Annotated in this window: 19 protein-coding genes; 17 read left to right on the plus strand and 2 right to left on the minus strand. The window is 65.2% G+C overall.

The features are described from left to right. The 15 genes from LB535_RS02360 (at position 1) to LB535_RS02430 (ending at position 15,789) form a co-directional block, all read left to right on the plus strand. Positions 1–627, plus strand: coding sequence for a hypothetical protein (locus LB535_RS02360; RefSeq protein WP_224631019.1), 627 nt, complete (start codon positions 1–3; stop codon positions 625–627). Further along, positions 624–2,042: a MotB family protein gene (locus tag LB535_RS02365; RefSeq protein WP_224631020.1), complete on the plus strand. Its 1,419-nt coding sequence runs from the start codon at positions 624–626 to the stop codon at positions 2,040–2,042. The genes LB535_RS02360 and LB535_RS02365 overlap by 4 nt, the downstream gene beginning before the upstream one ends. Continuing rightward, positions 2,039–3,604, plus strand: coding sequence for a chemotaxis protein MotC (locus LB535_RS02370; protein WP_224631021.1), 1,566 nt, complete (start codon positions 2,039–2,041; stop codon positions 3,602–3,604). The genes LB535_RS02365 and LB535_RS02370 overlap by 4 nt, the downstream gene beginning before the upstream one ends. Further along, positions 3,601–4,944 (plus strand): flagellar hook-length control protein FliK, encoded by a 1,344-nt coding sequence (locus LB535_RS02375; RefSeq protein WP_224631022.1) that lies wholly within the window; start codon positions 3,601–3,603, stop codon positions 4,942–4,944. The genes LB535_RS02370 and LB535_RS02375 overlap by 4 nt, the downstream gene beginning before the upstream one ends. Beyond that, complete coding sequence (locus LB535_RS02380) at positions 4,874–5,464, plus strand: transglycosylase SLT domain-containing protein (RefSeq protein ID WP_224631023.1); 591 nt, start codon at positions 4,874–4,876, stop codon at positions 5,462–5,464. Before LB535_RS02375 ends, LB535_RS02380 begins: the two co-directional genes overlap by 71 nt. Positions 5,465–5,685: 221 nt before the next feature. Then, a complete protein-coding gene (locus LB535_RS02385) occupies positions 5,686–6,354 on the plus strand; it encodes a response regulator transcription factor (RefSeq protein ID WP_224631024.1) in 669 nt (222 codons plus the stop codon). Positions 6,355–6,568: 214 nt separating this feature from the next. Further along, positions 6,569–7,822, plus strand: a complete 1,254-nt coding sequence (locus LB535_RS02390) for a flagellar hook protein FlgE (protein ID WP_224631025.1) — start codon at positions 6,569–6,571, stop codon at positions 7,820–7,822. A gap of 29 nt (positions 7,823–7,851) precedes the next feature. Beyond that, entirely contained in the window at positions 7,852–9,303 is a 1,452-nt protein-coding gene (gene flgK, locus LB535_RS02395; protein WP_224631026.1) for a flagellar hook-associated protein FlgK, read from the plus strand. Between the two features lie 3 nt (positions 9,304–9,306). After that, positions 9,307–10,356 (plus strand): flagellar hook-associated family protein, encoded by a 1,050-nt coding sequence (locus tag LB535_RS02400; protein ID WP_224631027.1) that lies wholly within the window; start codon positions 9,307–9,309, stop codon positions 10,354–10,356. A 31-nt stretch (positions 10,357–10,387) separates the two neighbouring features. Further along, positions 10,388–10,735 carry a flagellar biosynthesis regulator FlaF gene (gene flaF, locus LB535_RS02405; RefSeq protein WP_040989989.1) on the plus strand — a complete coding sequence of 116 codons (348 nt, stop codon included), beginning with the start codon at positions 10,388–10,390 and terminating at the stop codon, positions 10,733–10,735. After that, positions 10,732–11,169 carry a flagellar biosynthesis repressor FlbT gene (gene flbT, locus LB535_RS02410; RefSeq protein WP_095766363.1) on the plus strand — a complete coding sequence of 146 codons (438 nt, stop codon included), beginning with the start codon at positions 10,732–10,734 and terminating at the stop codon, positions 11,167–11,169. The genes flaF and flbT overlap by 4 nt, the downstream gene beginning before the upstream one ends. A 1-nt stretch (position 11,170) precedes the next feature. Next, the gene (gene flgD / locus LB535_RS02415; protein WP_140632323.1) at positions 11,171–11,578 is read left to right on the plus strand and encodes a flagellar hook assembly protein FlgD; all 408 of its coding nucleotides are present in this window, start codon (positions 11,171–11,173) and stop codon (positions 11,576–11,578) included. Between the two features lie 125 nt (positions 11,579–11,703). Next, positions 11,704–11,970 (plus strand): flagellar biosynthesis protein FliQ, encoded by a 267-nt coding sequence (gene fliQ / locus LB535_RS02420; protein WP_095766361.1) that lies wholly within the window; start codon positions 11,704–11,706, stop codon positions 11,968–11,970. Positions 11,971–12,129: 159 nt separating this feature from the next. Continuing rightward, a complete protein-coding gene (gene asnB / locus LB535_RS02425; RefSeq protein ID WP_224631028.1) occupies positions 12,130–13,995 on the plus strand; it encodes an asparagine synthase (glutamine-hydrolyzing) in 1,866 nt (621 codons plus the stop codon). 150 nt (positions 13,996–14,145) lie between these two features. After that, positions 14,146–15,789 (plus strand): MFS transporter, encoded by a 1,644-nt coding sequence (locus LB535_RS02430; RefSeq protein ID WP_224626668.1) that lies wholly within the window; start codon positions 14,146–14,148, stop codon positions 15,787–15,789. Positions 15,790–15,888: 99 nt separating this feature from the next. On the opposite strand, the gene LB535_RS02435 is transcribed toward LB535_RS02430, so the two are convergent. Both LB535_RS02435 and LB535_RS02440 read right to left on the minus strand, forming a co-directional pair. Further along, positions 15,889–17,670: a chloride channel protein gene (locus LB535_RS02435; RefSeq protein ID WP_224631029.1), complete on the minus strand. Its 1,782-nt coding sequence runs from the start codon at positions 17,668–17,670 to the stop codon at positions 15,889–15,891. Positions 17,671–17,992: 322 nt separating this feature from the next. Further along, positions 17,993–18,292 (minus strand): putative quinol monooxygenase, encoded by a 300-nt coding sequence (locus LB535_RS02440; RefSeq protein WP_224631030.1) that lies wholly within the window; start codon positions 18,290–18,292, stop codon positions 17,993–17,995. Between the two features lie 123 nt (positions 18,293–18,415). Here LB535_RS02440 and flhA point away from each other — a divergent pair, with 123 nt between their 5' ends. Continuing rightward, entirely contained in the window at positions 18,416–20,503 is a 2,088-nt protein-coding gene (flhA, locus tag LB535_RS02445) for a flagellar biosynthesis protein FlhA (protein WP_095766356.1), read from the plus strand. Further along, positions 20,500–21,252 (plus strand): flagellar biosynthetic protein FliR, encoded by a 753-nt coding sequence (gene fliR, locus LB535_RS02450; protein ID WP_140542845.1) that lies wholly within the window; start codon positions 20,500–20,502, stop codon positions 21,250–21,252. Before flhA ends, fliR begins: the two co-directional genes overlap by 4 nt. The last annotated feature ends 4 nt before the right edge of the window (positions 21,253–21,256 follow it).

Here is a 21,256-nt window from a genome sequence, read left to right on the forward strand (position 1 = left end):
ATGGCCTCGGCAGCCCTCTTCGATCTCCTGCCCGATTTTGGTTCGCGCACGCCGCGTGCCAATCAGGCGCCGACCGCGCGCGACGCCGAGCATCTGCCGGCCCCGCCGGAGCCGCAGGCCGACATCGGCGCGCTGATCGCTGAGGCCGTGGCCGACGCGGAGGCAGCGCTCGAGGCGCGCCTCGCGCTGGCCCATCAGGCAGCGCTCGACGCCGAGCGCCAGGCCAGCGACCAGGCCGCGCAAACATTCCTTGAAAGCTTCGGCGGCGATCTCGGCGCCGCTGTCGCCACGCGCATCGAGGCCATGGAGCAGCGCGTTGCCGAGCTTGCCGGCGCAACCGTCGCCCGTATCGTCGGGGGCCTTCTCAGCGACAACCTGCAGGAGCGTTCGCTCGCCGCCCTTTCCCGCGCCATCAGTGCGGCGGTCGCCGACAGCGAGGCCGTGCGCATCGCTGTCCGCGGCCCGTTGTCGCTGTTCGAGCCGCTGCAGGCGACGCTCGGATCCCGCGCCGCCAATCTCGACTTCAGCGAGGCGCCGGGCTTCGACCTGACCGTCACCATCGACGAAACCGTGTTCGAGACGCGTATCGCCGAGTGGTCGGCGTCCTTGTCGGAGGTCCTGTCATGAGCGCCGTCGACCATGCCGAACCCCGGCACGAGATCATCATCGTCAAGCGCAATCACGACGGTCATGACGACGGCCACCATGGTGGCGTGTGGAAGATCGCCTTCGCCGACTTCATGACGGCCATGATGTGCTTCTTCCTAGTCATGTGGCTGATCAACGCCGCCAACGAGCAGACCAAGGCAGCCGTCGCCAGCTATTTCAATCCGGTCGAGCTGATCGATCGCAACTCCAGCCGCAAGGGCCTGGAAGACCTCGGCGACGGCCCGAGCAAGGTCGGGCTGACTGCGGACAACCCGCAACAGGGCGCGACCAAAGCGGGCGATGACGGCAAGGGCGGCGCCGGTTCCTCCGAACGCCGCCAGACCAAGGCCGGGGCGCAGGATGCCCAGCTGTCCGACGAAAAGCTGTTTGCCGATCCCTACGCGGTGCTGGCGGAGATCGCCGCCGATACGGGCGTGATGCAGAACGTCAGCGCCAAGGGCGAAGGCGGCGCCCAGGCGGCCGGTCCGGCAACCGGCGCATCCGGCGGCGAATCCTACCGCGATCCGTTCGCGCCGGATTTCTGGTCGCAGCAAGTGGCGGCGCCTGGCGCCGAGGCCACCGCCGAACGCGCCAGGATCGAAGGCGATCCGGTCAGGCCCGGCGAGAAGGTCGCCACCGTCGCGGTGCCGAAGTTGAAGGTCGTTTCGGCCGCTCCTGCGCTGACGGCTGCGCCGCTGGAGCCGCTGGCAAGCCCGGAAAAGACCAACGCCAAGAGCGGGGCAAAAGCTGCGCAAGGCGACGCCGGGAAGCTGTCGGGCGAAGCAGACAACACCGAGAAAGCCCAAGGCGGGAAAGCTGAAGTCGACAAGCGCGAGGCTGCAGCGGCGGACACCAAGGCCGAAACCGCGAAGGCGGAAAAGACTGAATCCGAGCAAGCCGCCGACAAAGGCGAAAAGGCGCCGAGCAAAGCCGCTCTTCAGGAAGCGGCGGATATCAAGAAGGAGCTCGCCAAGGCATTCCTGCCGGGTGAAAAGCTCGCCGACGGCGTCTCGGTCGAGGCCACCGATAAGGGCGTCGTCATTTCGATCACCGACCAGCTTGACTTCGGCATGTTCGAGATCGGCTCGGCCATGCCACGCCGCGAGCTGGTGCTGGCGATGGAAAAGATCGGCCGCATCGTCAATGAGAAGAAGGGCACCATCACCATCAGCGGCCACACGGACGCGCGGCCGTTTCGCAGCGACACTTACGACAACTGGCGGCTGTCCACCGCGCGCGCCCATTCGGCCTACTATATGCTGGTGCGCGGGGGCGTCGACGAAAGCCGCATCACCGAGGTCGCGGGCTTCGCCGACCGGCAGCCAAAGATCGCCTCCGATCCGATGGCTGCTGCGAACCGACGCATCGAAATCCTGATGGCGGCCGGCGGATGAGGGCCAGGACCGTCATCGGCCGTTCGATGAAGCGCTTCACCGTGTCAGCGAAACGGCGAACCGCTCCATCTCTTTGCCTTGGCGCAATTCCGAATGGAAAGCCGCATCACGCTTTTCCTGGGCTGGCGCTGGCGCTGGCGCTGTTCGTTGCCGGGCCGTCATCGGCGGCCTTCGCGCAGGACGCCCTGCAGCCCTATCAGCTGGTGCATTCGCTGCAGCTGATCCAGGATCGCATTGCCGGCGGCGATCATGCCGCGCTGCCGATGCAGGCAAAACTCCTCGAAATGATCGACGCCCGGATGCGCAATGCCGATGCCGAGGATTTCAAGGAGCCGAAGAACTTCCGCGCTCTGCTCGTCTACGGCATGAGCGGCGGCAACCCGGTGACGGTCGCGGCGGCGGCTTCGCGCGCAATAACCGACCCGCAAAGCCTGGCCATCGCCAAAGGCGTCGTCGCCTATCTGAGCGGCCGGCCGGCCGAGGCGATCGAAATGCTGAAGCCGATCGATCCGATGGGCGTGCCCGCCGACCTCGGCGCCTTCCTGGCGCTGGTCAAGGGTTCGCTGCTTGCGACCGATGACCCTGCGGCAGCGCTGAACCTGCTCGACGAGGCGCGCCTGCTCAGCCCCGGCACGTTGGTCGAGGAGGCAGCGCTTCGACGCTCCGTGGGCATCGCGGCCGCACAGGGCGACGCCGCCCGTTTCGCGCTGGCTTCAACCCAGTATGTCGCCTCCTACCTCTATTCGCCTTACGCCAGCCAGTTCGCCGATGCCTTTGTTTCCGGCGTCATTACGCTGCACATGGCGATCAGCCAGGACAAGATCGCCGACATCACCTCGATGATGGATCCCGAGCGCGAGAAAGTGATCTACCTGCGCATCGCACGCCGTGCCGCGATCGACGGGATGACGGAACTCTCGGCTTTCGCCTCGGCGAAGGCCGAGCTGGGCCGCAACGGCAGCGGCAGCCGGGACGACCCGCGCACTCAGCTCTATTCGAGCCTTTCCACCATGACATCGGCCAATGTCGATGAAGTGCGCGCCAAGCTCGGCAAGATCGATCGCGGCAAGCTTTCGCAAAGCGACCGCGACCTGCTCGACGCCGCGCAGGCCGTGGCGGGCGAAGTGATGGCGCCGGTGAAAGCGCCCGCAAATGCCGAAGCCGCACCGACAATCGTTGCAAGAGGCGACAGAGGGAAATCCGCGACCGAGGCCGCAGCCGACCCGGCCAATGCCGACTTGCCTCCCGTTGAAGGAGCGATGCCCGACCAGCCACCGATCGCGGCACGCGATCCGGCGGTCGCGGTGAGCGATCCGCCGGTCGCGCCGAGCGACCAGGAGAAAGACACGCCGCCCGCCGCTTCGCCGCCCCCTTTCCCGCAGCCCGCGCAAGCATCGGCTGGAACCCCGGCGGCCGCTCCGGCTCCGACCGGCGCCGCGCCGGTGGTTAAGGCATCCGCACCGGCGACGCCCGATATGCAAGACCCGATCGATGCGGCGGTCACCAGCACGCGGCGTCAGCTCGACCAGATCGACCAACTCCTCGGAGCAGCCCCAAAATGACCAGCGTCAACCAGACCTTGCCGGGCTTTGCTTCGACACAGTCCCAGTCCCGGCAGCACACTGCCGGCGACAAGGATGGGGATCAGAATTTCGGCAAGATGGTGCATGGGACCGAGAGCCCACAGGACAAGCACACGGCCGGACCGGTAATGCCGAACGCGCATCCGGCAAGGCGCTTGCCGGCCAATGCCGGCAGGCATGAGCCGGACCAGGACCCGCAGGGGAAAACCGGTTCGCAGAAGGCGACGGGAAAGTTCGCGAAGACCGACGGGCAATCCTTATCCGCGAAGCAGACCGCGGATAAGGATACCGCGGCGCAAGTCGATGATTCCACGCCGCTGCAGGACCGCTTGCCGTTGCTGATGGCGCTGGGCGACATGAAGCATTTCGCACAATCGTCGGGCGCGGGCGGCGCTGACGGTGAAGAAGCCGCCGGCGACCACGGATCGCTGGAACTGCGGCTGCGCGCCGGCAAGCGCACGGCGATCGACAGTTCCGCCGAGCCGCTGTCGCGATCCACCCGTTCGATGGCAGCGGACGATTCCGGGCCCGATTTTGGGCAAAAGCCGATGAAGGCGCAAATGGCTCTCGATATGCCGGGCCGGCGTGATGCCGATGCCTTGCCGGCGCAAGGGGATGATCCGGCGGCCGGTAGCCCGTTGCCGCTGCAAGGCTGGCGGCCGGCTTCCGCATCCAAGGCTTCGCTGCAATCGCAGTCGGCCGCGCAGCAGACTCCGGGCAAGCCGTCTTCTTCCGCCGGACGCATGGAAGTCGTCAGCCAGCAGAGCTTCCCGGCGCCGGCGCAAAACCCGATCGGCCAGACGGCATCGGCGCTGGTTGAAGGGCTTGCCTCCGACAATGGCATCCAGCAAGCCTTTGCAAGCGCCTCGACGGGCTCCCAGACGACCAATTCTGTTGCCGTTCCGACACACGTGCTGAAGATCGAGTTGCACCCTTCGGAGCTCGGATCGGTTGTCGCCAGCCTGCGGCTCTCGGGGGAGCGACTTTCGATTGAGATGAAGCCCGAGACACACGAGGCATACCGCCGTCTCACCGCCGACAGCGACGCCGTCGTCAAGTCGATGCGCAGCCTCGGCTTCGAGGTCGACAAGGTCACCATACTGCAACCCTCGATAGCAGCGCATGCGGCCAGCCGCGCCGACGCAACCAGCGCCATGCCGATGTCGACAGGCCGCGACCAGCCTTCGTTCCAGCCTGGGAACTCGGGCAGCAACGGCGCGGGCGGCGGCCGGCAACCGGGAAGGAACAATGGCGCACAGGAATTCGGTCGACCCGCTTCGCCTCTTCGCGAGCGTGCTGACGACGATATGTATATCTAGTTTCTCTGCCGGCGCGGCCAGCGCCGCAGCCAATCCCTGCGAGCCGGAGATCCTGCGCGCCGCCGATCGCTACGGGGTGCCCGCCGGAATCCTGTACGCCGTCGGCCTGACCGAGACCGGAAAGAAGGGCAGCCTTCAGCCTAATGCCTTGAATATAGAAGGAAAAGCCGTGTTTCCGCGCAGCCGCGGCGAAGCGCTCGCCGCATTCGAGAACGCGCGTCGCGAGGGCAAGACGCTGATCGATCTCGGCTGCATGCAGATCAACCATCGCTATCACGGCGCGCAGTTCCGCAGCGTCGAGGACATGCTCGACCCGCATCGCAATGTCGACTACGCGGCGCGCTTCCTGGTCAGCCTGCATGCCCGGCACATGACCTGGTCGATGGCCGTCGCCCGCTACCATGCCGGCCCCGACAACGACCCGGCGCAGAAGGTCTATGTCTGCCGCGTCATCGCCAACATGGTCGCCACCGGCTTCGGCAAATGGACGCCGAATGCCAGCACTTTTTGCAATCAGTAGTTGTTGTACGTGAGAGCCGGTCGACCTTCGCCAGCCTATCCGCCGGCCCCGATATACGTCGGCCAACAGTTGGCGCGAATACACCAGCGCAACCGCTTTTATTACGGCTCCCAAAAAAACTCCCAAGAAAATAGCTACAAGAAATGATGGTTTTTCAGGATTCATCGAGCCGGGTACGCCTTTCCCCACGGGGCAAGTGAAATGATTCGGAGGGCGGGCCGATGATCGTGATCGTTGACGAGCGAGAGCTCGTGACAGAGGGCTACTCTTCACTTTTCGATCGCGAGGGGGTGGCCACTGCCGGCTTCGCGCCGGGCGAATTCGGCGAGTGGGTGAGTTCCGCCGCCGACACCGATCTCAGATCGGTCAGGGCCTTTCTCATCGGCGACTGCCGCGAAGGCGCGATATCGCCGCGCCAGATCCGCGACCGCACCGGCGCGCCGGTGATCGCGCTGAGCGAACATCACTCGCTCGAGCACACGCTGCGGCTGTTCGAAAGCGGCGTCGACGATGTCGTGCGCAAGCCGGTGCATATCCGAGAGATTCTCGCCCGCATCACCGCCATCCGCCGCCGCGGCTCCGAAGAGCCCGCCTATACCGAGGTCGGGTCGATGCGGATCTTCATGGATGGCCGCGATCCGGAGATCAACGGCGAGCCGCTGCCGTTGCCGCGGCGCGAGCGACGCATCCTGGAATATCTGGCCGGCAACCGCGGCCGGCGCGTGACCAAGACCCAGGTCTTCAACGCCATCTACGGCATCTTCGACGAGGAGGTCGAGGAGAACGTTGTTGAGAGTCACATCTCGAAGCTGCGCAAGAAGCTGCGCGAGAAGCTCGGTCACGATCCGATCGATTCCAAGAGGTTCCTCGGCTACCGGCTGGTGTTTTGATGGCCGCCCTCAAGCGTGATCCCGAACCGAAGGTCAGCGAAAGCAAAAAGTGGGAACCGGTTTTCGGACAAGGATCATGCTCCAACGAAGAGTCAGAGCGCGTTGGCGATTCAACGAAGCGCCATCGCGGTCTAGGCCCATCCCGCGCCAGCCTCGCGCAAGACACGAGGCATAGTTTTACGGCCTGCTATCCAGGCACTGCGGAGATCCATCGATGAGCCTCTACGGAATGATGCGGACCGGCGTTTCCGGCATGAACGCGCAGGCCAACCGCCTCTCCGCGGTGGCCGACAACATCGCCAACTCCGACACCACCGGCTACAAGCGCTCTTCGGCCGAGTTCTCGTCACTGATCATGCCCGGCACCGGCGGCGCCTATAACTCCGGTGGCGTGACCACCACGATCCGCTCGGCCGTCAGCACGCAAGGCGTCATGACCTACACCACCTCGGTGTCCGATCTTGCCGTCAACGGCGACGGCTTCTTCGTCGTCCAGGATGCCGGCGGCACGCCCTATCTCACCCGCGCCGGTTCCTTCGTCCCGGATGCGCAGGGCCGGCTGGTCAATGCCGCGGGCTACCAGCTCATGGCCTACGACTACGCCAATGGCGATCCGGCAGCGACCGCCAACGGCTTCGAGGGCCTCGTGCCGGTGCAGATCTCCGATCAGCAAATGACGGCGACGCCGAGCACCGAGGGCCTGTTCTCCGGCAACCTGCCCGCGGGCGCGACGCCGCCCTCCGGTCCGCTGCCGTCCAGCAACAGCGCGACCGCCGAATACACGTCGAAAACGTCGCTGGTCGCCTATGACAATCTCGGCAACAAGAAGCTGCTCGACGTCTATTTCACCAAGACCGGCACCGGAACATGGGAAGTCTCGGTCTTCGATCAGTCGAAGGCGACCCCCGGCACATCCTTCCCCTATACCGGCGGTGCGCTGGGATCGGCCAACCTCACCTTCGACACCACCACCGGCAAGCTCGCCGGCGCGACCACTGGCGTCTCCTTCACCGTTCCGGGCGGCCAGACCCTCAACCTCGATCTCTCCAAGCTGACCCAGCTCGGCACCGGCTTCACCGTCGCCGACGCCAAGGTCAACGGCAACGCACCGAGCTCCATCCAGAAGGTTCAGATCGGCCAGGACGGCGTCATCTACGCTCAGTTCGCGGACGGCTCGACCAAGGCGCTTTACAAGATCCCGCTTGCCGACGTTCAGAGCCCCGACAACCTCACCGCAATGCCCGGCAACATCTATGTGCAGAGCACCGACTCCGGCGCCGTCCACATCGGCTTTGCCAATGAGGGCAAGCTCGGCTCCATCGTCTCCGGGGCGCTCGAAAACTCCAACGTCGATATCGCCGAGGAACTGACCAACATGATTGCGGCGCAGCGCAGCTACACCGCCAATTCCAAGGTCTTCCAGACCGGCTCGGACCTGATGGACGTCCTCGTCAACTTGAAGAGATAAACAACGGGCGCCGCCCGTGAAAGATCAGCATGTCGCTTTCCTCCGCACTAAGCATTGCCCAATCGGCGCTCCTGGCCACGTCCAAGCAGACCAGCGTCGTATCGCGCAATGTGGCCGACGCGTCGAACCCTGACTATACCCGCCGCATCGCCGTGATGACCAGCACGGCGCCGGGCGCCCGGGCGGTGGAAATCCAACGCGCCGCGAACGAGCTCCTGTTCCGCCAGAACCTTTCGGCGCTGTCGGCATGGAGCGGCCAGAGCGCGCTTTACAACGGCATGGATCAACTCGAACTGTCGGTCAACGGGGTCGACAACGCGTCCTCTCCCTCGACCGCGATCGCCAAGCTGCAACAATCTCTGCAGCTTTACGCCACGACGCCATCGAACCAGAACCTCGGCACCAGCGTCATCGATGCCGCCAAGCAGGTGGTGAATTCTCTCAACAGCGGCACCAAGGCGATCCAGGACTTCCGCACCCAGGCCGACAGCCAGATCGCCACCGCCGTCGACGACCTCAACTCCCTGCTCGGCCAGTTCCAGGATGCCAACAAGGCCGTCATCTCCGGCACGCGATCTGGCACCGACGTGTCCGACGCGCTCGATCAGCGCGACGCCCTCCTGAAGAAGATATCGGAATATGTCCCGGTATCGACCTTCACGCGCGGCGACAACGACATGGTCGTCACCACCAAGGACGGCACGACACTGTTCGAGACCGTGCCGCGCTCGGTGACCTTCGCGCCGTCGGCCGGCTATTCGGCCGGCACGCCCGGCAACACGGTCTACATCGACAACGTGCCGGTCTCGGCCGGCACTGGCGACAACGCGACCGCCGACGGCAAGATTGCGGGCCTGCTGAAGCTGCGCGACGGCGTCGCCTCGACCATGCAGAGCCAGCTCGACGAGATCGCGCGCGGCCTTATCACCGCATTTGCCGAAACCGCGCCATCGCAGCCCAATGCGGCCGGCCTGTTCACATGGTCCGGCGCCCCGGCAATCCCGGCCGCCGGCACCCTGGTCGACGGCCTCGCCGGATCGATCGGCGTCAACGCCGCCTTCGATCCGAGCGCCGGTGGCAATCCCGCGCTGTTGCGCGACGGCGGCGCCAACGGCGTGGCCTACGTCGTCAACACCGGCAACGCATCCTATTCGGACCTTCTGATCAGCTACGGCAACAAGCTCGATCAGCCGATGGCCTTCGATGCCTCGGCCGGCATCGCCGTCAGCTCCGGCGTCTCCGACTACGCGGCCAATGCCATCGGCTGGTTCGAAGGCGTGCGCCAGCAGGCCTCGACCAACGCCGACAGCAAGCAGGCGCTGGCAGCGCGAACGGCCGAGGCGCTGTCCAACGATACCGGGGTCAATGTCGACCAGGAGATGTCCCTGCTTCTCGACCTCGAGCACACCTATCAGGCCTCGGCGCATATGATGAAGACCGTGAGCGACATGCTGGACGCCCTGATGAGCGCGGTAGGATAATTCATGAAAGCGACAGCCGTTTCCTCAGCCGCCATCTCCAATGCCCTGCGTTACCAGCAAGCGAAAATGCAGGCGGACCTTGTGAAGGCGACGACGGAATCCACGACCGGCAAGGTCGCGGATGTCGGTCTGGCGCTTGGCGGGCGCACGACCCAGGCCGTCACCTTCCAGCGCGACCTCGACCGGCTGAACGGCATCGTCGATTCCAACGCGCTCGTCACCGCGCGACTGACATCGACCCAGGATTCGCTCGGCCAGATCGCCGGTGCCGCGCAGAGCTTCCTGTCGGCGCTGACCAGCGGCGTGTCGGGCGACTCCTCGACCAGCATCCTGCAGACCGCCGGCGCCTCGGCGCTGCAGCAGATGACGGGTATCCTCAACACCAGCGTCAACGGCGAATATCTGTTTGCCGGCACCAACACCGACGTCAAGCCGATCGACGATTTCAACGCCACGGGCTCGCCGGCCAAAGCCGCCTTCGATGCCGCCTTCTCGAGCTATTTCGGCTTTGCCCAGACCGCCCCGGCGGCGGTCAACATCACCGCTGCCCAGATGGACGACTTCATCACCACCAAGGTCGAGCCGCAATTCCTGGGCGCCGGCTGGCAGGCCAACTGGTCGAGCGCCACCGATGAGCAGATCACCAGCCGTATCTCGCTCAACGAAACCACGCAGACCTCGGTCAGCGCCAACGAGCAGGGTATCCGCAAGCTCGCCATGGCGTCCGCCATGGTCAGCAGCCTGCTTACCGGCAGCATCAGCGAGGCCGCCCAGAACGCGGTCGTCAGCCGCGCGCAGGCGCTGGTCGGCGAAGCCATCGGCGGCATTACCCAGGTGCGGGCCGAAACGGGCCTTGCCCAGCAGCGCGTATCCGACGCCAGCGACCGCATGAAAACCCAGGTCGACCTGTTCGAGAAGCATATCGTCGATCTCGAAGGCGTCGATCCCGCGGAAGCCGCTACCCGGGTCGCCGACCTGACGCAGCATATCGAGACTTCCTTCGCCTTGACCGCGCGTCTGCAGCAGCTCAGCCTGCTGAACTATCTGACTTGAACACGTAAACCGGAACGCCAGAGCGCCGACGATGTATCAATTCTCCTACGCCGACATCCAGACCGACTCCGTCGCCGATGCCAAGGACCGGGAGCGGCAGCTGCTCACCCGGTCGATCGACATGCTGGCAGCGGCAGCAGCCGTTGGCACCGAGTCGATGGAAGCCGTCGAGGCGCTGCATTTCACCAACCGCATCTGGACCACATTCGTCGAGGATCTCGGCTCCAGCGACAACGCTCTGCCCAAGGAACTGCGCGCCAACCTGATCTCGATCGGCCTATGGCTGCTGCGCGAGACGGAAGACATCCGCCAGGGCCGCACCAACAATTTCGAAGGACTGATCGAGGTCTCCCAGATCATCCGAGACGGCATCCAATGACCAACACGCTGAAGATCTCGCTGAAGCCCAACGAGAAGATCTATATCAACGGCGCGGTCATCCGCGTCGACCGCAAGGTCACCATCGAGCTGATGAACGACGTGCAGTTCCTGCTCGAAAGCCACGTCCTCCAGGCCGATCAGGCCTCTACGCCGCTCAGGCAGCTTTATTTCATCGTGCAGATCATGCTGATCAACCCGCTCGGCGCCCCCGAGGCGCGCGAGATGTTCCGCCGCTCGCTGCCGATGCTGATCGCAAGCTTCGACAACCAGGACATCTGCAAGAGCCTGAAGCAGATTGACCGGATGGTCGGCGAGGATGAGATCTACGAGGCGCTGAAAGCGATCCGCGCGCTCTATCCGCTCGAGCGCAGGGTGCTCGAAGACGATGACGACATTTCCCAAACGCCGCGCGCGCTGGCTGTAGGAGCATAAAATGGCCGTCGACATGACGACAACGATCCCGGTTGGCGCCAACCAGGCCAGCCAGAAGACTTCCAAGACGGCGGTTGACTACCAGTCGTTCCTGAAGCTCCTGATCGCCGAGATGAAGAACCAGGATCCGACCAAGCCGATGGATTCCACGCAATATGTCGCGCAGCTCGCCACCTTCTCCCAGGTCGAGCAGTCGGTGCAGACCAACACCAAGCTCGACCAGATCATGCAGTCCTCGGCATTGTCGCAGGCCGACGCGCTGATCGGCCGCTCGATCACCTCGGCCGACGGCAAGACAACCGGAACGGTGGCTTCGGTGACGCTCTCCAGCAGCGGCCTGATCGCCGTGCTGCAGGACGGCACCCAGGTTCCCGTCGGCGCGGGCGTGTCGATCAAGCCGGCCGCATAAGCAGGTCTCCCGAAAGTGGTTCCGGTTTCGGGGCAAAGACATGCTTAAAATCAAAAAACCTAGAGCAGGTCGCGTGAAACCTTTTTCACGCGACCTGCTCTAGCCGGTTCGCATAAGGGTCAGCCATGAACGAGGCCGATGCCCTCGATATCGTCCAGTACGCCGTGTGGACGGTTCTTACCGCTTCCGCTCCCGTGGTGCTGGTGGCGATGGTCGTCGGCATCGGCATCGCGCTCATCCAGGCGCTGACCCAGATCCAGGAAATCACGCTGACCTTCGTGCCGAAGATCGTCGCCATCATGCTCGTGGTGGCGCTGACCGGCCCCTTCATCGGCGGCCAGATCTCGGCCTTCACCAACGTCATCTTCGAGCGCATCGAGCACGGCTTCTGACGCAAGGCGGCGAGCGTCGGGTGGCCTTTCGCCCCGACCCGGATGATCTTGCAGCGGCATCTGTAGCAGCTAGATTGTGAAGCGCGCCGGCATCGATCGGCGCCCTTGTCCTAAGCGACTTCAGGAAGCGATGCATCAGGCAAAAACGGCCGGCGGGCCATGTGCGCAATAGCCGGCGTCTGGCGAAAGCGCGATCCGATCGGCAGCGGCGATCGTCGCGACGTCGCGCGTATGATGCAGGCACTGGCGCATCGCGGCCCCGACGATCACGGCAACTGGAACGACGCCCGCCTGGCGCTCGGCCATCGCCGGCTGACCATCATCGACCCATCGCCCGCCGCGCGCGAGCCGATGTTGACCGCATCCGGCGACGGTGTGCTGTGCTACAATGGCGAGGTCTATAATTTTCGCGCATTGCGCAAGTCGCTGGCGGAGGAAGGCCTGACGTTCCGCACGGTGTCCGACACCGAGGTGGTGCTTCAGGCCCTGCATCACTGGGGCCCGCAAAAAGCGGTGCCGTTGTTCGACGGCATGTTCTCCTTCGCCTATTTCGATGCCCGCGCCGGCGCCTTGTGGCTTGCCAGGGACAGGCTGGGCATCAAACCGATGTCGGTCGCCGAGACCGGCGACCGACTGCTGTTCGCCTCAGAGGACAAGGCGATCCTCGCCTGCCACGACTTTACCCGCCGGATCGACACGCGCGAGCTGACGCTGCGGCTGGCCTGGCAGAGCCGCGATTCGAGCTACAGCGTCTTCGACGGCATCGAGCGGCTGCCGCCGGCCGGCCTCTGGAAGATCACGGCGGATGGCATCGAGAAGCGCCGCTTCTGGCACGTCCTCGACGTCCTGGAGACCGCACGCATCGCCGGCGACAAGACATCCGACGCCGAACACATGGCGACGCTCCGGACACTGCTCGAGGAAAGTGTCGAGCTGCATTGCATCGCCGATACCAGCCTTGCCACCGCCTGCAGCGGCGGCATCGATTCCGGCCTGATCACCGCGCTTGCCAAACGCTTCAGGCCTGAGATGCATGGTTACGTCGTCGACCCGAAGCTCGGCCGCAGCGAGGCCGAGGATGCCGAGCGGACCGGTCGGCATGTCGGCGTCAGCCTGCGCCGGGTGCCTTTGGACAAGGACCGGTTCCTCGAGCTCTGGCCGCGCGCGGTCTGGCACCTCGAAACCGACGGCTGGCATGCCAGCCACGCGGCGCTGCTGGCGCTTGCCGAGCAGTGCCGCGCCGACGGCGTTAAGGTGCTGCTGACCGGCGAGGGTTCCGACGAGCTTTTCGGCGGCTACAAATGGCAGGCATCGACAGTCAGGCTCTGGCGCCAGTCCTGGCTGCAGCGCCTGTTCCGGTCGAAGGCCGGGCGTGACCGCAAATTCGCTGAATTGCGCCGCGCCCCGTTCCGCAACTCGATCGGTCGCGGCTCGCCGACGGACCGCGCCATGGCGCTCAGAGCCCTGTCGCCCGAGCTGAATTTCCTGCAGACCAAGCTGTTCGACAGGTTGGACGGCGTCGCGCCGCCCGGCGATCGCGCCTTCCTGGCAAGCTGTTTTTACGACCTTTACTCGCATCTGCAGGACCTGCTGCACCGGCACGACCGGTTGAGCATGGCGGCGTCCGTCGAGCTCAGGGTGCCGTTCCTCGAGAACCGGCTGATCGACTTCGCCCTTCATTTGCCGCGTCGGCAGAAATACCGCGACGGGACCGGCAAGTGGCTGCTCAAGAAGGTCGCCGAACGCCACCTGCCGCGCGAGAACATTCGCGCCGCAAAGAACGGCTTCGAGATGGATGCCGCTTTTTCGGCTGGCACGCAGGGCCTGCTGCGCGGTGGCCTGCTGCGCGACGCGATGAAATGGTCTGCTTCCGAATTGGACGACCTGATCGACATGGCAAGCAGCCAGGAAACGTCGCGCCTGCGTCTCGTCGGCATGGAAATGCTGCTCAGGCTTTACATGAATGGCGAGACGGCAGGCGGCCTGACCGAGGCCCTGCATGCCGAAGCGAGAAACGCGACATAGTCAGAAGTTGGTCCAGACAGGCCAGATGCTTGGCTTAAAGCTTCGCCGACGCATTTTCGCCTTTGCCATCCTGTTGTTGGGTCGCACTCTTTGGCGAGTCGCCCGCCTGCGCGGGCGCGGCGAGCCTCTATAGCGGACGAAAGCGCAACCATGATCGACGACGAGCCTGAAAGCGAACGCGTCTCCGCGCTGGCGCCGTTCCGGCACGGCATCTTCCGCGCCGTCTGGTCGGCCAGCCTGGTGTCGAATTTCGGCGGCCTGATCCAGGGCGTGGGCGCCGCCTGGATGATGACCACGATCGCCACCTCGCCCTACCAGGTGGCGCTGGTCCAGGCCTCGACTACCTTGCCGATCATGCTGTTCGCGCTCGTTGCCGGCGCCATCGCCGACAGCTTCAACCGCCGCAAGGTGATGCTGGTGGCGCAGACCTTCATGCTGGTCGTCTCGGCGCTGCTGACCTTGTTCACCTGGCAAGGCTGGATGACGCCCTGGACGCTGCTTGCCTTCACCTTCCTGATCGACAGCGGCACGGCGCTGAACAGCCCGTCATGGCAGGCATCGGTCGGCGACATGGTGCCGCGCGCCAAGGTGCCGGCGGCGGTCGCGCTCAATTCACTGGGCTTCAACATCACCCGCAGTGTCGGCCCGGCCATCGGCGGCGTCATCGTCGCCGCCGCGGGTGCGGCGGCCGCCTTCGCCGCCAACGCCGTGAGCTATATCGGTCTGATCGTCGTGCTCGCCCGCTGGAAGCCGGCGCTGCCCGAGCAAACCCTGCCGCGCGAGTCGCTCGGCGCGGCGATGGGCGCCGGTCTGCGCTATGTCGCCATGTCGCCCAACATCGCCAAGGTGCTGGTCCGCGGTTCGGCCTTCGGCTTCAGCGCCGGCGCGGTGCTGGCGCTTCTTCCCCTGGTGGCGCGCGACGTCGTCAAGGGCGATGCGCTGACCTACGGCATCATGCTCGGCGCCTTCGGCATCGGCGCGGTCGGCGGCGCGCTGATCAGCGTGCGGCTCAGGCAGCTGCTGTCCAGCGAGACGATGGTGCGCATGGCCTTTAGCGGCTTCGCGCTCTGCGCCCTCAACGCCGCAGTCAGCCACAATGCCTGGCAGACATCGGCGGGCCTGCTCATCGGCGGCGCCTGCTGGGTGATCGCGCTCTCGCATTTCAACGTCACGGTGCAGATGTCGACGCCGCGCTGGGTGGTCGGCCGCGTGCTGTCGATCTACCAGACGGCGACCTTCGGCGGCATCGCGCTGGGCAGCTGGATCTGGGGCGTCGTCGCCGACGCGCATGGCGCGGAGACCGCGTTGACCGCTGCGGCGGTCGCGATGCTCGCCGGCGGCGCCATCGGCTTCGTCCTGCCCTTGCCGCGGCAGACGGTGCTCAACCTCGATCCGCTCAACCGTTTCAAGGAACCGATGCTGGCGCTCGACCTCAAGCCCCGCAGCGGCCCGATCGCCATCATGATCGAGTACATCATCCGCGAGGAGGACGTGCCGGAATTCCTGGCGACCATGGCCGAGCGCGGCCGCATCCGCCGCCGTGACGGCGCCCGCAACTGGACCTTGGCCCGCGACCTCGAAAATCCGTCGGTGTGGATCGAGCACTACCACACGCCGACCTGGGTCGAGTATATCCGCCACAACCGGCGTGCCACCCATGCCGACGCCGTGGTCGGCGAACGCATCCGCGCGCTGCACAGCGGCGACAACCCGCCGCGCGTGCGCCGCATGATCGAGCGTCCGACCACCGCTGGCACGACGCTCGTTTCGCCGAAAGGCCCGATCGATCACTGATCGCACGTCGTGCGAAGCCTACTTCGGCGTGCAAAGGGTCGACGATCAGTCGGCGCTCTGGATCATGTAGAGCTTGCGCGTGGCTGTGCCGTCGACCGACTAGCCCTCGCCGGAAAGATCCCGCCGCGCCTTGTCGAGCTCTTCGGCATAACGGCGCATCAGATGGCTTTCGGTGAGCAGGCCAAGCACGATGCGCTCGTCGAAATCCTCGACCACCGCCAGTTCCTCGGCCCCGGTGCGCTGGAAGGTCTCGGCGGCGGTCTGGACATTCATCGACGGCACCAGCACCGCGTCCTTGAACTGGGCGAGCGCGCTCACCGGCATTTCGCCATCGGAGCGATCGCTGTGCAGTTCCGGCACCAGCAGCATGCCGACATATTGGTCGGCCTGCTCGACGGCGATGACCCGCTGCGCCGAGCCGAGCGGGATCTCCTTGCGGAATTCGGAGAGCGTGGTCGAGGCAGGGACGGTGCGGACGTCCTTGCGCATCATCGAGCCGACGGTGAGGCTGCGCATCCAGCCGACGTCATGGGCGCTGCGGATCGTTTCGCCGCGCAGGTGGAAACGCCAGGTCGAGAAGGAGTAGCCGAAGGTCTCGCGCACCAGGATCGCCGACATGATCGAGGCGGCCAGCACCACGCCGGTGAGTGTCAGGTCGCGGGTGGATTCCAGCGCCAGGAATGTCATGGTCAGCGGACCGCCGACGACGCCCACCGCAAGCGAGGTCATGCCGACGACGGCGGCGACCGCCGGGTCGATGCCGGCCGACGGCGCGGTCAGCGCCATGACGCCGGCAAAGACCTTGCCGAGCAAAGCCCCCAGGAACAGCGAGGCGAAGAACAGGCCGCCGCGGAAGCCCGAGCCGAGCGAGATGGCTGAGGCCGCCAGCTTCATCACGAAGACGCTCGCCACCACGGGAAGGGCATAATTCATGGCGAACTCGCGATGCAGCGCGCCATGGCCGCTGGAGAGCACCTGTGGCGTGACCAGCCCGAGCAAGCCGACGAAGATGCCGCCGATGAACGGCCTGACCGACACGTCGATCGACAACCGTACAAAGAGCCGCTCGACGATGCTCACCAGATGCATGATCGCAATCGAGGCAGCCCCGCCGAGCAGCCCCAGCAGCAAGAATGGCACATACTCGCCGGCGGTCAGATTCGGCAGACCTGAGAGTTCCAGCGGGAACGGCACGCCGCCGAACATTTCCGCCGTCAGCGAAGCGGCGATCGCCGCCGCCATCACCGGCGCCACATTGGCGACGGAGTAGATGCCGATGACCAGCTCGAAACCGTAGAAGGCGCCGGTCAGCGGCGCGTCGAAGGCGGCGGCGATCGCGCCGGCCGCACCACAGCCGACCAGAATGCGCACGTCATTGCGGCGCAGGTGGAAGGCGCGGGCAAGTCGGGAAGCTACGCCGGAGCCGATCTGCGTGTAGCCGGCTTCCAATCCGACCGAGGCGCCGAAGCCGCTTGAGACCATCGTCTGCGCCACGATGATGAACGTGTCGGTGAGCGACATGCGCCCGCCATAGAGCGCGTTGGCCTCGATCGGATCGACAGGTGTGCGGAACTTGCGCTTTCTGAGCCAGATGACGGAAAGCCCGAGAAGCAGGCCGCCGATCGCCGGGAACATCGCCTGTGCCGGGTCGGCAAGCGAGAACATCGCCGAAAGCCGGCCGCCCGGCTGCACGTCGAACAGCAGGTAATGCATGCCTTGCACCAACGCGCTCATGCCGGTGACCAGCGCGCCCGCGATGACGCCGACCATGCCGGCCATCAGCACGATCACGATGCCGCGCGCCTCGAGCACGGGGATCGAGCTGATCAGCACCGCGCGAAGCCGGCGGGCGTAAACTTGTGGGTCGTTTCTGGCAGGCAACGAAGCGGCTCGCCGGTATGCGAAGATAAGAACTGCCGTGCCTGATACGCGCGGCGGCTTTGCGTGGCAATCGCAATGCCGACCGCATGTGGCGCCATTTTGGCGTTGCGCCGCATTAGTCTTAAGCAAGACTTGCCGCGTGACCAGGAGATCAGACTTAGTCGGGCACCGGTATGGTGAAAGGGCCGGAATCGTCTTGTACGACGAAGATCGCCAGCAGCTCCGCCCGCCGGCCTCTCCGCCGAGGCGGAACGCGCCGTGCGGCGCTGGCTGGTCGCCGTCGCGACCGCGGAGGCGGCACAGCCGTAAATGCCTCACACGATCAGGTCGGCGCGCCGCCGTCCGTCTCGAAAAGCGTGAGCTTGCGCTCGCCGATGCCGAGCTCGGCCCAGCTCGCGCGCCATTCGGCGATATGCGCCGACTTGAAATGCGCTTCGAGCGCGGCACGGTCGCTCCAGGCCTCCGAGACATGGATGAGCCCGGCATCCAGCACGTCCTGCGCGTAGGAATAGCCGAGGCAGCCGGGCTCGGCGCGGCTCGCCGAGATCATTCGCTGCATCGCCGGCTTTGCCTGTCCGAGCCTGTCGGGCGGCAGGCGGATCGTGCCGATGATCAGGAGCATGCGATTTCCTTCCGATAGGTGGCTAAGGCGCCGTAGCCGCTCTCCCACCTTCGCGCAAGCTTGGAGGGTTACGGTCGAGGGCCTGTCCTGTGCATGGTGGACGGCCTGGATTTTGAGGACGACATGGCGATCAGCGAAACACTACCGTCCGGCCTGGCGGTCAAGAACGGCCGCGACATCTTCTTCGCGCTGGGCATCGTCTTCATCCTGGCAGTGCTGTTCCTGCCGATTCCGGCCTTCCTCATCGATATTGGCCTTGCCTTCTCGATCGCGCTTTCGGTGCTGATCCTGATGGTGGCGCTGTGGATCCAGCGGCCGCTCGACTTCTCATCTTTCCCGACCGTGCTGCTCATCGCCACCATGCTGCGGCTTTCGCTCAACATTGCTACCACGCGCATGATCCTGTCGCACGGCAACGAGGGCACGCATGCCGCCGGCTATGTCATCTCGGGCTTCTCGAAGCTGGTGATGTCGAGCGACTTCGTCATCGGCCTCATCGTCTTCATGATCCTGATCGTGGTGAACTTCATCGTCATCACCAAGGGCGCGACCCGTATCGCCGAGGTCGGCGCGCGCTTCACGCTCGACGCCATTCCCGGCAAGCAGATGTCGATCGACGCCGACCTTTCCGCCGGCATGATCGATGAGAAGACCGCGCAGCTGCGCCGCCGCGAGCTGGAGGAGGAGAGCTCCTTCTTCGGCTCGATGGACGGCGCCTCGAAATTCGTGCGCGGCGACGCCATCGCCGGCCTGATCATCACCGCCATCAATATCGTCGGCGGCATCGCCATCGGCTATCTGCGCCACGGCATGGGCCTTGGCCAGGCGGCCGACGTCTTCATCAAGCTGTCGGTCGGCGACGGCCTCGTCACCCAGATCCCGGCGCTTATCGTCTCGCTCGCCGCGGGCATGCTCGTCTCCAAGGGCGGCACGCGCGGCTCGACCAACCAGGCGGTGTTCGGCCAGCTCGGCGCGCATCCGCGCGCGCTCTACGTCGCGGCCTCGCTGCTGGTCATCCTCGGCCTGATGCCCGGCCTGCCCCTGTTCCCCTTCTTCGCGCTTGCCGGCGGCATGGCCGGCCTCGGCTACATCATCCCGCTGCGCCTGAGCCGCGAGCGCGCCGCCGCCGAAGCCCTGAAGACGCAGGAAAAGGCGAACAAGGTCGAGGAGGAGAAGAACTCGGTCAAGGCCTCGCTGGTCACCGCCGAGATCGAGCTTCTGATCGGCAAGCAGCTTTCGACCAGGCTGATGGTGGCGCACCAGGAACTGGTGTTCCGCATGTCGAAAATGCGCAAGAAATTCGCCCAGCAATATGGCTTCGTGGTGCCGGAGGTTCGCGTCGCCGACGACTTCGCCATCCCGCCGAAGAGCTATCAGATCAAGGTGCACGGCACAGTGGTCGCCGAATACCAGATGCGGGTCGGCGAGATCATGGTGCTGCTCGGCACGCGCGGCGTGCCGGAAATCCCCGGCGAGGAAATCCGCGAGCCGGCCTTCGGCATGCGCGCCTATTCCGTGCTCGAAACCTTCGCCGAGGATCTGAGACGCGAGAACTTCACCTTCGCCGACAACATGTCGGTGCTGCTCACGCATCTCTCCGAGGTGATACGCAACAACCTGCCGCAGCTTCTGTCCTACAAGGACATGAAGGCGCTCCTGGAGCGGCTCGACCCGGAATACCGCAAGCTCGCCGACGAGATATGCACCTCGCACATCTCCTATCCGGGCCTGCAGGCCGTGCTGAAGCTGCTGCTCGCCGAGCGCGTCTCGATCCGCAACCTGCATTTGATCATCGAGGCGATCGCCGAGATCGCGCCGCATGTGCGCCGCACCGAGCAGATCGTCGAGCACGTGCGCATCCGCATGGCGCAGCAGATCTGCGGCGACCTCTCCGAAGGCGGCACGCTCAAGGTGCTGCGCCTGGGCAACCGCTGGGATCTCGCCTTCCATCAGAGCCTCAAGCGCGACGCCAAGGGCGAGGTGCGCGAGTTCGACATCGATCCGCGTCAGCTCGAGGAATTCGGCCAGGACGCCACCAAGGCAATCCGCAAGCATCTCGAGGCCGGCGAGCGTTTTGTGCTCGTCACCGCGCCCGACGCCCGTCCCTATGTGCGCATGATCATCGAGCGGCTGTTCACGACGCTTCCCGTTCTCAGCCATGTCGAGATCGCCAAGGGCGTCGAGATCAAGGTGCTCGGAACGATCTCGTGAACGCGCTCTCGCAAGGCGTCGTCATCGCCGCCTTCCTCGCCTTCTGCCGTATCGGCGCCTGCTTCATGCTGATGCCCGGCCTGTCCAGCGCCCGCGTGCCGCTGCAGATCCGGCTGTTCGTTTCGCTCGCCGCCACCGGCGGCCTGCTCGCTTTCCTGTGGGACCGCATCTACCCGTTCGTCGATCCGCGCCCGCAGGTCCTGGCGCCGATGATCGTCTCCGAGCTCCTGGTCGGCGGCCTGATCGGCGCCATGACCAGGCTCTACATGGAGGCGCTGCGCTTCATGGGTTCGGCCATCGCCATGCTGATCGGCTATGGCGGCTCGGGCGGACCGGCGATCGAGGAGCCGGAACCGCAGGCGGCGCTTGCCGCCATCATCTCGTTCTCGGCGCTGCTTCTGCTCTTCGTCTTCGACTTCGACCACGAGATCGTCAAGGCGCTCGTCGCCTCCTACACGGTCGCTCCGGTCAACGTGTTCTTCAACCCGCAGGCGGCGCTGGTCGATGTCACCGACACGGTATCGGATGCCTTCTTCCTGGTCATCCGCCTCGGCAGCCCATTCGTCGCCTATGCCATCCTGGTCAATCTGACGATCGGCTTCGTCAACAAGCTGACGCCGCAGATCCCGGTCTATTTCATCTCGCTGCCCTTCGTCATCGCCGGCGGAATGATCATCTTCTATTTCGCGGTCGGCACCTTGCTGTCGCTGTTCGTCGACGGCTTCGTCGACCTCACGCTGGCGAGATAGGCTC

Origin of the sequence: Mesorhizobium sp. CA10 (assembly GCF_020165285.1) — a bacterium.
Classification (GTDB): domain Bacteria; phylum Pseudomonadota; class Alphaproteobacteria; order Rhizobiales; family Rhizobiaceae; genus Mesorhizobium.

Bases quoted from the DNA above. Each gene is read 5' to 3' on its own strand.
- LB535_RS02360 (WP_224631019.1), top strand. From the start codon at position 1: ATGGCCTCGGCAGCCCTCTTCGATCTCCTGCCCGATTTTGGTTCGCGC.
- LB535_RS02365 (WP_224631020.1), top strand. From the start codon at position 624: ATGAGCGCCGTCGACCATGCCGAACCCCGGCACGAGATCATCATCGTC.
- LB535_RS02370 (WP_224631021.1), top strand. From the start codon at position 2,039: ATGAGGGCCAGGACCGTCATCGGCCGTTCGATGAAGCGCTTCACCGTG.
- LB535_RS02375 (WP_224631022.1), top strand. From the start codon at position 3,601: ATGACCAGCGTCAACCAGACCTTGCCGGGCTTTGCTTCGACACAGTCC.
- LB535_RS02380 (WP_224631023.1), top strand. From the start codon at position 4,874: ATGGCGCACAGGAATTCGGTCGACCCGCTTCGCCTCTTCGCGAGCGTG.
- LB535_RS02385 (WP_224631024.1), top strand. From the start codon at position 5,686: ATGATCGTGATCGTTGACGAGCGAGAGCTCGTGACAGAGGGCTACTCT.
- LB535_RS02390 (WP_224631025.1), top strand. From the start codon at position 6,569: ATGAGCCTCTACGGAATGATGCGGACCGGCGTTTCCGGCATGAACGCG.
- flgK (WP_224631026.1), top strand. From the start codon at position 7,852: ATGTCGCTTTCCTCCGCACTAAGCATTGCCCAATCGGCGCTCCTGGCC.
- LB535_RS02400 (WP_224631027.1), top strand. From the start codon at position 9,307: ATGAAAGCGACAGCCGTTTCCTCAGCCGCCATCTCCAATGCCCTGCGT.
- flaF (WP_040989989.1), top strand. From the start codon at position 10,388: ATGTATCAATTCTCCTACGCCGACATCCAGACCGACTCCGTCGCCGAT.
- flbT (WP_095766363.1), top strand. From the start codon at position 10,732: ATGACCAACACGCTGAAGATCTCGCTGAAGCCCAACGAGAAGATCTAT.
- flgD (WP_140632323.1), top strand. From the start codon at position 11,171: ATGGCCGTCGACATGACGACAACGATCCCGGTTGGCGCCAACCAGGCC.
- fliQ (WP_095766361.1), top strand. From the start codon at position 11,704: ATGAACGAGGCCGATGCCCTCGATATCGTCCAGTACGCCGTGTGGACG.
- asnB (WP_224631028.1), top strand. From the start codon at position 12,130: ATGTGCGCAATAGCCGGCGTCTGGCGAAAGCGCGATCCGATCGGCAGC.
- LB535_RS02430 (WP_224626668.1), top strand. From the start codon at position 14,146: ATGATCGACGACGAGCCTGAAAGCGAACGCGTCTCCGCGCTGGCGCCG.
- LB535_RS02440 (WP_224631030.1), bottom strand. From the start codon at position 18,292: ATGCTCCTGATCATCGGCACGATCCGCCTGCCGCCCGACAGGCTCGGA.
- flhA (WP_095766356.1), top strand. From the start codon at position 18,416: ATGGCGATCAGCGAAACACTACCGTCCGGCCTGGCGGTCAAGAACGGC.